General features: G+C 30.7%; 11 protein-coding genes. 9 read left to right on the top strand and 2 right to left on the bottom strand.

The window, feature by feature from the left end; genetic code table 11:
- The first annotated feature begins 494 nt into the window (after positions 1-494).
- From glpK to H518_RS21505, 5 genes are all read left to right on the top strand, one after another.
- Positions 495-1,976: a glycerol kinase GlpK gene (gene glpK / locus H518_RS0114865; protein ID WP_028889802.1), complete on the top strand. Its 1,482-nt coding sequence runs from the start codon at positions 495-497 to the stop codon at positions 1,974-1,976.
- Between the two features lie 6 nt (positions 1,977-1,982).
- A complete protein-coding gene (locus H518_RS0114860) occupies positions 1,983-2,525 on the top strand; it encodes a pyridoxamine 5'-phosphate oxidase family protein (RefSeq protein ID WP_028889801.1) in 543 nt (180 codons plus the stop codon).
- Positions 2,526-2,718: 193 nt separating this feature from the next.
- Positions 2,719-3,390: a phosphoglycolate phosphatase gene (locus H518_RS0114855; protein ID WP_028889800.1), complete on the top strand. Its 672-nt coding sequence runs from the start codon at positions 2,719-2,721 to the stop codon at positions 3,388-3,390.
- 1 nt (position 3,391) lies between these two features.
- Positions 3,392-4,825: an FAD-dependent monooxygenase gene (locus tag H518_RS0114850; RefSeq protein ID WP_028889799.1), complete on the top strand. Its 1,434-nt coding sequence runs from the start codon at positions 3,392-3,394 to the stop codon at positions 4,823-4,825.
- Positions 4,826-4,906: 81 nt separating this feature from the next.
- The gene (locus H518_RS21505; RefSeq protein WP_255398707.1) at positions 4,907-5,041 is read left to right on the top strand and encodes a hypothetical protein; all 135 of its coding nucleotides are present in this window, start codon (positions 4,907-4,909) and stop codon (positions 5,039-5,041) included.
- Positions 5,042-5,660: 619 nt separating this feature from the next.
- Here H518_RS21505 and H518_RS0114840 read toward each other — a convergent pair.
- Positions 5,661-6,839, bottom strand: coding sequence for an acyl-CoA dehydrogenase family protein (locus H518_RS0114840; RefSeq protein WP_028889798.1), 1,179 nt, complete (start codon positions 6,837-6,839; stop codon positions 5,661-5,663).
- Positions 6,840-6,979: 140 nt separating this feature from the next.
- Here H518_RS0114840 and rnpA point away from each other — a divergent pair, with 140 nt between their 5' ends.
- The 4 genes from rnpA to purD all read left to right on the top strand — a co-directional run bounded on the left by rnpA (position 6,980) and on the right by purD (position 12,124).
- A complete protein-coding gene (gene rnpA / locus H518_RS0114835) occupies positions 6,980-7,363 on the top strand; it encodes a ribonuclease P protein component (protein ID WP_028889797.1) in 384 nt (127 codons plus the stop codon).
- A complete protein-coding gene (locus tag H518_RS0114830) occupies positions 7,353-8,978 on the top strand; it encodes a S41 family peptidase (RefSeq protein ID WP_028889796.1) in 1,626 nt (541 codons plus the stop codon). The genes rnpA and H518_RS0114830 overlap by 11 nt, the downstream gene beginning before the upstream one ends.
- A 46-nt stretch (positions 8,979-9,024) precedes the next feature.
- Positions 9,025-10,704, top strand: coding sequence for a DUF6909 family protein (locus H518_RS0114825; protein WP_028889795.1), 1,680 nt, complete (start codon positions 9,025-9,027; stop codon positions 10,702-10,704).
- Positions 10,705-10,849: 145 nt separating this feature from the next.
- The gene (gene purD / locus H518_RS0114820) at positions 10,850-12,124 is read left to right on the top strand and encodes a phosphoribosylamine--glycine ligase (protein ID WP_028889794.1); all 1,275 of its coding nucleotides are present in this window, start codon (positions 10,850-10,852) and stop codon (positions 12,122-12,124) included.
- Between the two features lie 228 nt (positions 12,125-12,352).
- Here the strand turns inward: purD and H518_RS0114815 are convergent, their stop codons facing one another.
- Positions 12,353-13,396 (bottom strand): sensor histidine kinase, encoded by a 1,044-nt coding sequence (locus H518_RS0114815; protein ID WP_043707099.1) that lies wholly within the window; start codon positions 13,394-13,396, stop codon positions 12,353-12,355.
- Positions 13,397-13,457 lie beyond the last annotated feature (61 nt).

Raw genomic sequence — 13,457 nt, 5'->3', positions numbered from 1 at the left:
TGCGGTAATCCCCTTTTTAAAACAAGAAGTCTATTATACATTTGCTGCATCAAGTTTCGAAGGTATGGGGATATAACGAAAATGATATTTAAGGGGAAAATTAACCTTCTAGACATCTCTAGAAGGTTTTTTTATTTAAAAAACTAACAAACAGTAAGTTATGCGTAAATCCACATGTTTTTTTGCGGTAATCCCCTTTTTAGAACTATTCTTTTACAATACCTTTACAGTGTTCTTTTGAACAAAAAATAAGGGGATTAATTTAAATATTTAAAAAAATGGGGATTTTTTTACTAAAAAAAACTACAGGAGTTTTAAACGGAATTTTATCGGCGTTATCTGAATTAGGTAAGGGAGCTGGTTACGCTTTAAAACACTAATAGTAGTTACTTAACTAAGGGTTGAAAACCTTCTTGATAAAATTATCAAGAAGGTTTTTTATTACCCTAACTTTAAATTGTAAATTGCTGTTTAATTTTCACATTCTACATTAAATGGCAAAATATATTGTTGCATTAGATCAAGGTACTACAAGTTCTCGCTCGGTAATTATTAACGAATCGCAAGAAATAATTGCGATGAATCAACAAGAGTTTGCGCAAATTTTTCCTCAATCTGGTTGGGTTGAACATAATGCTAACGATATTTTAAACACGCAACTTTCTACACTTAAAAAAACAATAAACCAGGCAAATATTCATCCTTCAGAAATTGCTGGTATTGGTATAACAAATCAAAGAGAGACTACTGTTGTTTGGCATAAAAAAACAGGAAAACCAATATACAATGCTATTGTTTGGCAAGACAAACGAACAGCTAATATTTGTGAAAAATTAAAAGAAAATGGGCTAGAAAATCATGTTCGTAAAACTACAGGGTTAGTAATAGATAGTTATTTTTCAGCAACTAAAATAAATTGGATTTTAAATAATATTGAGGGAGCAAGATTAGAAGCTGACAAAGGAAATTTACTATTCGGTACTATAGATACTTGGTTGTTATGGAATTTAACCAACGGTAAAGTTCATGCAACTGATTATAGCAATGCTTCTCGTACCATGTTATATGATATTAAAAACTTATGTTGGGATAAAAAACTTTTAAAAGAGTTAAACATTCCTATTTCAATGTTACCAGAAGTAAAACCTTCGTCTCACTATTTTGGAGATTATGAATTAGATGGTCATAAAATTCCAATAACAGGAATTGCTGGAGATCAACAAGCAGCACTTTTCGGACAAGCTTGTTTTAATAAAGGAGATGCAAAAAACACCTACGGTACAGGTTGTTTTATGTTAATGAATACTGGTGAAAACCTTGAGTATTCTAAAAATGGATTATTAACAACCATCGCTTGGGGAATTGATAACAAAATATATTATGCCTTAGAAGGAAGTGTATTTATTGCAGGATCAGCAATTCAGTGGCTACGAGATGGCTTACAAATTATAAATAATGCTAAAGAAAGTGAAACTTTAGCAAAAAGTATAAAAGATGAAAATCCGGTATATGTTGTACCCGCTTTTGCTGGTTTAGGTGCTCCTTATTGGGACATGTATGCTCGTGGTGCTGTTTTCGGATTAACTCGTGATACTGGCAAAAACCATTTAATAAAAGCTACTTTAGATTCACTCGCATATCAAACTAAAGACATATTAGATGTGATGCAAAAAGATAGCGAAGTTGAATTAACTTCATTAAAAGTAGATGGTGGTGCTTCTGCAAATGATTATTTAATGCAATTTCAATCAGATATTTTAAATACAAAAGTAGAAAGACCTGAGGTTATTGAAACCACTATTATGGGTGCCGCTTATTTAGCTGGTATAAACGTAGGGTTATGGAAACAAGAAGACATCTTAAATAAACGAAAAATTAACAACACCTTTTCGCCTTCTTTTCCTCTTGAAAAAAGAGAAAAATTATATAAAAAATGGCAAAAAGCTGTTGAACGAACTAAAAATTGGATAGATTAAAAAATTATGGGAAAGCTTAATGACAAAATTACATCAAGGATTAAAAAATTTATAGAAGCTCAAAAAATGTTTTTTGTTGCTACAGCTCCTAAAAATGGACGTATAAGTTTATCTCCCAAAGGGATGGATACTTTTCGTGTATTAAACGAAAATCGAGTTGCTTGGTTGAGCCTTACTGGTAGTGGTAATGAAACTTCAGCTCATTTATTAGATGACAATAGAATAACCATTATGTTTTGTGCTTTTGAAGGAGCTCCTAATATTTTACGTTTATACGGAAAAGCAAAAGAGATTTTACCAAATGACCCAGAGTGGAATGGTTTAATTTCATTGTTTCCTAAATTAGCAGGAACACGACAAATTTTTGACGTAACCATTGAGAGCACACAAAATTCTTGTGGAATGTCAATACCTTTTTATGAATACAAAGAAGAACGCAATCAATTAATAGATTGGATTGACGAAATAGGTGAGAGTGGTGTTAAACAATACTGGAAAGATAAAAACAGAACTAGTATTGATGGGTTAGATACTAAACTTAAAGAATAAACTTAGTTTGATTCTTAACCTATTTTCTAATAACTTCACTAACTCCTGATATAAATCATTGAAACGAACTCATATCATTAATGTTAGCGAAACTCAAAAAAACTATTTATTTAAAACATATTGTTTTTCAACATTATTATAAATAGGTGCAATTTTATTAAAACTTCCGCATCTTTGCCCCAAATTAGGTATTGTGGATTTTAAAGACAAAGAACTTATCATATTCGACTTTGATGGAACGCTTATTAATAGCATTCCTGATTTAACGTTGGCTATAAATAAAATGTTATCTCATTACAAGTTATCATCATTAACTGTAAAACAAGTCACTCCCTTTATTGGCAATGGCGCAAAACCTTTGGTAAAAAGGGCACTAGAATATTCAATAAAAGATGAAAAAATCTCGAAAGAACTTTTAGATGAAGCTTTCAAAATTTATTTTTCAGCTTACAAAGAAGTTACTTGTGCTGAAACATATATGTATGCTGGTGTTTTAGAAACATTAAACTATCTAAATGAAAAAGGATATAAAATGGTGATTTGTACTAATAAACCTTTTGGTTTTGTTGAACCCATTTTAGATAAATTATCAATTAAACATTTTTTTAAATGTTGGGTTGGAGAAGATTCCCTTTCAGAGAAAAAACCTAATGCTATGCCACTTTTTCACTTAGCCAACGAAATGAATACGACTATTGAAAAAAGTATTATGGTTGGTGATTCTAAAAATGATATTCTTGCTGCGCAAAATGCTAGTATGGAGAGTATCGGTGTGAGTTATGGATACAACTACAACGAAAACATTTCAGATTATAATCCTTCCATAGTTGTCGATAGTTTCAGTGATTTACAAGAGCTTTTTTAATATGAGTAAAATTTACAATGTCGGTATTATAGGAGGTGGAGTTTCTGGTGTTGTTATAGCATTAGAATTAGCCAAATATGGGGTTGATAATATTCTATTCGAACAAGAAGAAAGTGTTGTAAATGGCCCTCCTTTCTGCCATTTACATGCGGGTGGAAATTTATATCCTGATATCTCTGATGAGGAATGTAAAACACTCATGAAACAATCAATAGATATGGCGCGATTATTTCCGCAGTCTATTGACGAAAGGCCTACTTTTATTAGCGTTCCTACATCAGAAAAACACGAAGTAGATAAAATTGAGGAGCGTCTTAAAATGTTAGTTGAGTATTACACAAAATTAATAAATGAAGATTCTTCTAATGAAATTCTTGGTGCCCCAAAAGATTATTATAAAAAGTACACTAAAGACGATTTAATTGCTTTAGCGGAACAACCAACTGTTAAACATCCTAATTCACCTAATGAATGGATGTCTAATACTATTAAACTAATTGATCACAAAAAATTAAAAACGCCTGTATACTTAGTTCAAGAATATGGATGGAATCTTTTTAGGCTAGGAGCTCAAGCTCAATTAGCTCTAAATAAAACTGAGAAATGTAATCTAAAAACAAATACCAATGTTACGAATATTAAAGATGTTCGAAATAAAAACTTAGATTACAACTGGGAAATAACGACTAAAGACACAGTATATAAAGTAAATTATTTAGTAAATTCCTGTGGATTTAAGACAGGAAAACTTGATGAATTTTTACATTTAAATACAAAACGCTTAATTGAATTTAAAGCTGCCTATGTTTCTAAATGGCAGCCCATTTCAGGTTTAATTCCAGAACTTATTTTTCATGGTGAACGTGGAACACCAAATGGAATGGTACAGCTTACTCCTTATTGTGAAGACTATTATCAAATTCATGGAATGACAGAGCATATTACCTTATTCAAAAATGGATTGATCCAATCTAAAAGTAATGAACCGCAACCTGAATTTAATGATGCTATTAATCAAAAATTAGATCATGGTTGGAAAAAAGATGAAATAGAAACAAGAACTGAAAATGCTATTAAACTGGTTACTAAATTTGTTCCCACATTTAAATCTGCAACGACTGGTGGAATTCCTTTTTACGGAGCACAGCAAATTCATGGCGATAATCCAAATTTAAGAGTTGGTGAAGTTAGTTTTCCTTATAAAACATATGCACGAAGCGAAATTATTAAGGCTTCATCTGCCTTGACTGTTGCAAATAAAATAATACATAAAATTCAGGAAGAAAAAATTATTTCTTTAATTCCTAAAAGCTTAAATCGAAATTTATTATTAGATAATATTTCAAAGCATCAAATTGATAAATTGGCTAGTGAACTAGCTATTCAACGTGGTTATCCAGAAGCACTATCTCGATTGGTTATTGAGAGAAAATAATTATACTATTTTTCTAAACACTGATAAAAATCATATTTTAAATAAATACATACTACTATTTTTGAAATAAAATTAGATAATATGATACAACTGGTTAATTTACCTCTAGTTTCTTGGACAAATGGAACTATTATGATAGCCATTTTTGGATTTGTTTGCTTAGGATTAGTTGCTACTCTTTTAATTCTTATAAATAGCGGTAAGAAAAAACAGTAGTAATTTACATATATAGTTTTTAATAGTTGATTTAGAAGAAGTGCTCTTTTTATGTGTTGGTGGTTTAACTCTAGAGCACTTCTTCTTATTTTAATTTATTCTGTAAACTGAAATTAGCAACTAATATACAATCTTTGTATTAGTAATTAAGTTTCGATACTAATTGAACGCCCATTATACTTCATCGCTACACCTTCTTTATAATTCAGTATATATCATTCGTACTTAATCAAAAAAACATTACACATTAGTAACGATAAAATGATAAAAATCATATTATTAACAAACACATTAAATTATATTTGAAGCATTAGTCAAAATAACACTATTTAACCAACTAATTCATAATATTAAAACAAATTATATATTTGTAAGGTTAATAACTTAAGTAGTTTTTTATTTAAGAATTTTGATTAAAATAATTTTTTGAAGGAGCTCATTTTAGAAACTGGGGGGTTGACATTTTGAGCACTTCTTCTTTATTTATTAGTATTTAGGTAAAATAATATAGACCTATATACCAAAACCTTAAACATCACCATTACTTAATAAAATTACTAAGATTATTTTTGAAAGGGCTCATCTTAGAAACTGGGGGTTGACATTTTGAGTTCTTTTCTTATTTAAAAGCGTTTAAACCCGTAATATCTAATCCTGTAATTAATAAATGAACATCGTGTGTTCCTTCATAAGTAATTACACTTTCTAAATTCATGGAATGTCTCATTATAGAATATTCTCCTGAAATACCCATAGCGCCTAAAATTTGCCTTGCTTCTCTAGCAATATTTATGGCCATATCAACATTATTACGTTTTGCCATTGATATCTGTGCAGAGGTTGCACGTTCTTCATTTTTTAAAACACCTAACCTCCATGTTAATAATTGCGCCTTTGTAATTTCTGTGATCATTTCTGCTAACTTTTTTTGCTGCAACTGAAATTGACCAATCGGTTTACCAAATTGCGTACGTTCTTTAGCATAACGTAAAGCCGTATCGTAACAATCCATCGCAGCACCAATGGCACCCCAAGCAATACCATAACGGGCAGCATCTAAACATAATAAAGGTGCTCCTAATCCTGATTTGTTAGGTAATAAATTTTCTTTAGGCACTTTTACATTATCAAAAATAAGCTCACCTGTAATTGATGCTCTTAATGACCATTTATTATGTGTTTCTGGAGTAGAAAACCCCTCCATACCTCTTTCAACAATTAATCCATGAATACGACCTTCTTCATTTTTTGCCCACACCACAGCAACATCACAAATCGGAGCATTAGAAATCCACATTTTTGCACCATTTAATACATAATGATCCCCCATGTCTTTAAACTTGGTTTCCATACCTGACGGATTACTTCCATGATTAGGTTCGGTTAAACCAAAACTCCCCATCCATTCACCAGAAGCTAATTTTGGTAAATATTTTTTTCGTTGCGCTTCATTACCATAATTAAAAATTGGTCCCATTACTAATGAAGACTGTACCGAAGCAGTAGAACGAATTCCGCTATCGCCACGCTCTAGCTCTTGCATAATTAGTCCATAAGAAATTTGATCTAACCCAGCACCACCATAATTTTGCGGTATATAAGAACCAAAAGCACCAACCTCAGCTAAACCAGGTATTAATTGCGTTGGAAATTTAGCCTCTTGTGCTGCATCTTCAATAATTGGAGATATATTTTTCTTAACCCATTCACGAGCTGTATCGCGTACAAGTTTATGTTCATCAGTTAACAAATCATCAGTTTGATAATAATCAGGAGCTTGAAATAAATCGGGTTTCATAAGTTTATTTTAAAATTAATTACTGACTTTTTATGTGTTGATGATTGATAAATTACTTATCGTGGTTATATTTAAAAGTATTCTTTCAAAAATACTCAAAAAAATGGTTTTTAGTATCCATTTATGTATGTTTGTAATACATGAGATTTACGTTAGGACAACAAGAGCGCTTAAAAAGCAAAAAGTTAATAGGCAAACTGTATGAAGAAGGAAAATCTATAAAAGTTTTTCCATTTCGAATGGTATATATTCAAACTGAACACACTTCTAAATTCCCAGTTCAAGTTGGAGTTTCAGTTCCAAAGAGAAATTTTAAAAGTGCTGTTGACCGCAACAGAATAAAACGCTTAATGCGAGAAACTTACCGAAAAGAAAAACATACTGTTTACGATGCTGTAAACAGCCCTCATGTCTTTATGATTTCATATATTGCAAGAGATGAATGGGAATACGCCGATTTAGCGCGTAAAATGAAGCAATTATTAACACTTTTTATAGCAGAAACCACCGAAAATGAAAAATAGAAAAGCACTTTTTTTTGGTTCCTTAATTGTTCTTTCAATTTTATTCTCTTTTCAATCTCGTTTTTTTGAAATTGCTAAACAAATAGAAATTTATAACAACTTATTTAAGGAGTTAAACATTAATTATATTGATGAAATTAACCCTGGAGATTTAACTGATAAAGCCATTAAAAACACGCTTAAAAACTTAGATCCTTATACTAATTTTTTTAATGAACAAGATGTAGAAGATGCACGTATTCGTCGTGAAGGAGAGTATGGTGGTATTGGAATTTCAACCTTATACACAAAACAAGGTATTGTTATTTCTGAGGTTTACAAAGGTTTTCCTGCTGATAAAGCTGGTTTAAAAGCTGGTGATATTATTACACATGTAAATGGTCAAAAATTATTAGACTTTGAGAAAAGTCAATACTCACAAATGGTTAAAGGAACACCTAACAAAAAGATATCTTTAACCTTTAACAGAAATGATATTTCTAAAAAATCCGATTTAAAACTAGATAAAATAATTGTGAACCCAGTGCCTTTTTATAACATGATTAATGCTGATACTGGTTACATTATTTTAACAAAATTTACAAGTCAAAAAGCAACACAACAAGTTTCTAAAGCCTTTAAGGAATTAAAAAGTAAGGGAATGAAAAAACTAGTTTTTGATTTACGTAGCAATCCTGGTGGTTCGTTATATGACGCAGTAAATATTACCAACCTATTTATTCCGAAGGGATTAAAAGTAGTTGATACCCGAGGAAAAATTAAAAAGAATACTAGAACTTACACTACAAATAATGACCCTTTAGATGCTGAAATACCAGTAGTTGTTTTAATAAATGGTCGTTCGGCGTCAGCTTCTGAAATTGTGTCTGGTGCTTTACAAGATTATGATCGTGCAGTTGTTATGGGTGAACGTTCTTTTGGTAAAGGTTTGGTACAACGTTATTTCAACTTAAACTACGGTACTCAAATGAAAATAACCATTTCTAAATACTATACTCCGAGTGGTCGATGTATTCAAGAATTAGATTATGATAATAGAGATCCTAAAACAGGTGAAGTTCCAAAATTTTCTGACGGAACAGTAAATTTATTTACTACTAAAAACGGGCGAACAGTTTATGATGGCGGTGGAGTAACACCTGATGTAAAAATGAACTTCTCTAAAAAAACAACCGAAACAAAAAAGTTATTAAACTCGAGAGCTATTTTTAACTTTGTAACAGATTTTACGAATAAGAATAAAAACCTAGCTACAGATGGTTATCTTTTTAAATCTGCTGATTTTAAAAACTTTGAAAACTACTTATTAAATAAAGACACTGCTTTTGTAACTAAGGAAGAAAAATTATTTAAAAAAGCATATAAATCTGTAAATAACAACACAAATATTTCAAAGGAATACAATGTAATTCTTCAAAAATTAAAAAAGGATAAAGTTCAGAAAATAGCAAATAACGAAGATCTTTTATCTAAAAAAATACAAAACGAAATTGTAAAAAGATACGTTTACAAAGAAGGAATGTTTAAACATCAACTTCAAAACGATGAAACCATTAATAAAGCCGTAAATTTACTTAATAATCAAAAAAAGTATACTGCTATTTTAACAAAGTAACATCAATAATAAAATTTTGTATATTTTAAGTTTATAAAAAATAGATATGTCAAAACCCAACCATAAAGAACGTACCAGAGCCCAAGAATCTACCAATGCGATAGAAAAATTATACATTTCTATGCGACATTTATTTAGTCGTGGTTTTTATAAACCAATGGGGATTTCTGGAGAAACATTACGTAAATCATTATTACAATTAAGACCTGAAATTTACGGGTCAATCGCAGAGAACAAAACAGAATTAAACGGTTTAGTTTATATTATTGAACGACTTCCTGAAGGTATTGAAGAATGTCAATTCATCAACTTAACTGCTGATGAAGGGTACCGAAATTCAAAATTCAAAACAATTGTTCCTCCAAAAAGAAGAAGAAATTGTTATCGTATTGACAAGGATCAAATGAATATTGAAATTACACGTGGTCGTTCTGAAATTTACGATATCCTTACACACCTTACTTTCTTATTTATAGAATCTCATAAAATTAAAGATCGTGTTCTTATTGAAAACGGAGAAGGTTTTATTAGAGAGTGGCTTCATTTAGAAGATATTGTTATATACAACAAAAAACTTACCGACGAAGAAAAAGATGTAGTAGTTGTACATCTTGGTAATATTTTAGGAAGAACTTACGACGAGGTATATGATGCATATAATACGTTTGCATCTGAAGAAAAACCAAACAGATTTTTTCATTTAATATATTGGTTAGGTAAACTTGCTATAAACGAAACTATAAATGAAGAAAAACGTTCGGTAAAATTTAGTTCGGTATTAATTGAAGAAATCGGACATCATTTTTACGGTGAAATTTGGGCTAATAACATTAAGAAAAATCTTGTAGATAATGGTTTAATAGAACGTCCTATTCATATTATTAGTGCGAATATGCACAGTGTTATGAATAGTATTTATGGGCAAAATGCATTACCAAAAGAAGTGAAGAAACACAAAGGTTTTGAACTTTTTGAGTTATTAAGTAATGCTAACAGCCAACCTTTACAAAAAGCAGTTAAAAAACATGCTTCAGAAAACGGGTTGATTTACCTAAAAGATACTTCTGGTACAAATATTAATGTTCAGATTATTGATACTGAAAAAATAGATTTTGATACTACTTCTTATAAAAAAATAAACTCAGTAGGTGAAAAGCCAGTAATTATAGTAATGGATTATGCATTTGGAGAGCAGGCGTATGAAACTATGGACGAATTACTAAAACCATACAAAACAGGTAAGAAAATAACTCATTTAGATGTTGTTTCTGTTTCTATAATGGGGAAAGCTGGTATTTTAGAAGGAGGTAAAGGAGATATTATGATTCCTTCTTCACATATTTTTGAAGGTACTGCTGATAATTATCCGTTTAAAAATGAATTAGCAAAAGAAGATTTAGAAGGCTTTGGTGTTCAATCTTTTGATGGAGCTATGGTTAGTGTACTAGGAACTTCTTTACAAAATAAAGATTTACTAAAATTCTTCCATGATTCTACTTGGAATGTTATTGGTTTAGAAATGGAGGGAGCACATTACCAAAAAGCAATTCAAGCGAACTCTAAAATTAGAGGAAATGTACGAGAAGATATTAAAGTACGATACGCTTATTATGCTTCTGATAATCCTTTAGAAACAGGAGCTACTTTAGCATCAGGCGGACTTGGAATGAGCGGTGTAACTCCTACCTATGCAATTACACAAAAAATACTAGAACAAATATTTTAGTCGCAAAAATAAACTTAAAACAAAGGCTTCTTTTAATTAAAAAAAGAGGTCTTTTTAATTTTTTATCTATTTTTTGAGAATTGTTTTGCTCGTAGACTTTTTTGTTATTCTATATTTGCACTCACAACACAACAACACAACAACAATGAATATTCTAATTTTAGGATCGGGCGGTAGAGAACACGCTTTTGCAAAAAAACTTTCTGAAAGCAACAAAATTAATAAGCTCTTTGTTGCTCCTGGTAATGCAGGAACCCAATCTGTAGCTACAAACATTGCTATTAATCCAACAAATTTTGCGCAAGTAAAAGAAGTTGTTTTACAACAAGAAATTAACATGGTCGTTGTAGGCCCTGAAGCACCTTTAGTAGGTGGTATTCACGATTTCTTTTTGGCTGATAGCGAATTAAAAAACATTCCTGTAATAGGCCCTAAAAAAGACGGCGCTTTATTAGAGGGAAGTAAAGATTTTTCGAAGCAGTTTATGATAAAGCATAACATACCAACTGCAAAATATCAATCATTTACAGCGAGTACCTTAGCTGAAGGAAAAACTTTCTTAGAAACTTTAACGCCTCCATACGTTTTAAAAGCTGATGGTTTAGCTGGCGGAAAAGGTGTTTTAATTTTAACTGATTTAGAAGAAGCTAAGGCCGAATTAGAAGAAATGCTTTCTAATCAAAAATTTGGAGATGCTTCATCAACTGTAGTTATTGAAGAGTTTTTAAAAGGAATTGAACTTTCTGTATTCGTTTTAACCGACGGAAAAAATTATAAAATTTTACCTTCTGCTAAAGATTACAAACGTATTGGTGAAGGTGATGCTGGTTTAAATACTGGTGGAATGGGTGCTATTTCTCCTGTTCCTTTTGCTACTGATGATTACTTACAAAAAGTAGAAGAACTTGTAGTAAAACCAACTATTGATGGTTTACAAAAAGACGGTATTGATTATCGTGGTTTTATTTTTATTGGATTAATGAACGATAACGGAAACCCATCTGTTGTAGAATACAATGTTCGTATGGGAGATCCAGAAACTGAGGTTGTTTTACCAAGAATACAATCTGATTTAGTAGATTTATTTGAAGGTGTTACTAATCAAACTTTAGGTGAAAAATCATACGAAGTTACCTCTCAAACTGCTACAACGGTAATGTTAGTTGCTGGTGGATATCCTGAAGCATACGAAAAAGGAAAAGAGATTACTGGTTTTAATACTGTTACAGATTCTATTGTTTTTCATGCAGGAACAACAGAAAAAGACGGTAAAGTAGTTTCTAACGGAGGTAGAGTAATGGCGGTTACTTCTTTTGGTGATTCTATTGAAGAGGCACTTAAAAAATCATATAACAGTATTGATAAGATTTCTTTTGAAGGAATGAATTATCGAAAAGATATCGGATTCGATTTAATATAAATTTAAAAAAAAGGAGTTGATTTTATCAACTCCTTTTTTTTGCTATAAATTTGGCTGCATCGTTCAAAACAATACAAAGGTGTTCTTAACGAAGAAACAAAAGATTACTTCGAATAAGATATTCTCGTAATATCGTTATTCTTAAAAACCTCATCATTCAAAACGAAGTGAAAGAATCTTTAATTAATAAACAAATGATTACTTCTAATTAAAAAACACTCCTTTCAGCTACATTGCTTTGTCTAAAGTAAACGAAAATTCAGAACCTTTACCAAACTCACTTTTTAGTAAAATAGTTTCGTTATGCGCCTCTATAATATGTTTTACGATAGATAATCCTAAACCAGAACCTCCTTGTTCGCGAGATCGACTTTGATCTACCCTATAAAAACGTTCGAATAAACGAGAAGTATGCTCTTCTTTAATTCCTTCACCATTATCGCTTATCTTAATAAGAAACTTATTTGAGTTGTAGTTTTCGATGCTTACAGTAGTTGCACCATCTACCTTACCATACTTTATAGAATTTACAATTAAATTGATTAAAACCTGCTCTATACGCTCTACATCACCTTTTACAAAGCGTGGAAATTCGTAAAGACTATCAAACATTAACGTTATGTTTCGTTTTTTGGCTTTCATCTCAAATAAATCAAAAACGTTTTGAACAACTTCTAGAATATTAAAAGTTTCAATATTCATTTTCATTCCTTCAGTTTCTAACTTAGCAATCATATCTAAGTCTTTAATAATTGAAGTTAATCGCTCTACTCCTTTATTTGCTCTACCTAAATACTTTGTACGTATTTCTTCATCTTCCGCAGCACCTTCTATTAAGGTTAAAATATAACCTTGTACTGTAAACAACGGTGTTTTTAATTCGTGTGCTACATTTCCTAAAAAATCTCTTCTAAAAGAATCTCGTTGTGTTAATACCGCTATTTCCTTACTTCTTTCTTCTACGTATTTTTGCACACTTTCCGTTAATGCCTCAGCATCGGTTGTTACATCTTTTCTTTCTAAATCATTAACATCTAAAATAGAAATATCTTCATATAACTTTTTTACTCTTTGATAAATAAAATGCTCTGCTCTATATTGAATAATTAAAAACGAAATAACAAACATTACAATACCAAAAACAATAACAGCTCCTATACCTAATAAGTTAATTAAAAGAAAGTACGATAATAGGGCAACTACCACAGATATTGAAGTAGAGTATAATGCCGACCATAGTGCGTATCGGTATGTTTTTTTAATTTTTTTCATTATAAAATAAGATTTTAAAAGTGAAGTACTAGGCAACCTAAAATTAAAATACTGCTTTAGA

This window comes from Tenacibaculum ovolyticum DSM 18103 (genome assembly GCF_000430545.1).
In the GTDB taxonomy this organism is placed as follows: domain Bacteria; phylum Bacteroidota; class Bacteroidia; order Flavobacteriales; family Flavobacteriaceae; genus Polaribacter; species Polaribacter ovolyticus.
This window is presented reverse-complemented; position numbering and strand designations above follow the sequence as displayed.